Below are 379 nucleotides of genomic sequence, written 5' to 3'. Positions count from 1 at the left end.
TGACGAACGCTAGCGCAGACACAACGGATATAAGCTCTTGCACAGAATCTGGGCTTGCTTACTCGGCTGATGAGTTAGGATCTAAAAAAACACTCCTTATATATTTCAGTAATTCTATAAAATGGGATCCACATCGAAAAATCGATTCAGTGGCCGCGCTCTCATTATATTTGCAGTAGCATTGCTTATCATCTCTGGTTTACTCATTGATGCTCCCTCGGAGCCGACGACTAGGGCTTACACCACAGAGACGAATGAATCGCAAGTGTCTCCCGATGACGAGGTAGTCAGTTACAATAACCTTTCAGCAGCGGGCCAAGACGTGTTCGACCAAGCACTCCGTGCTGATGGGATTGCCACAGTGAATCAGTCACCGCCA

The 379-nt window shown here is 47.0% G+C and carries 1 pseudogene; it reads left to right on the top strand.

Annotation, left to right across the window (positions count from 1 at the left end):
* Positions 1 to 121: 121 nt before the first annotated feature.
* Positions 122 to 379 (top strand): annotated as a pseudogene (locus C442_RS22545) (hypothetical protein); the annotation flags it as partial.

It is taken from the genome of Haloarcula amylolytica JCM 13557, assembly GCF_000336615.1.
Lineage (GTDB): Archaea > Halobacteriota > Halobacteria > Halobacteriales > Haloarculaceae > Haloarcula > Haloarcula amylolytica.
The sequence above is the reverse complement of the archived record's forward strand: the minus strand, read 5'-3'. Positions and strand labels throughout refer to the sequence as shown.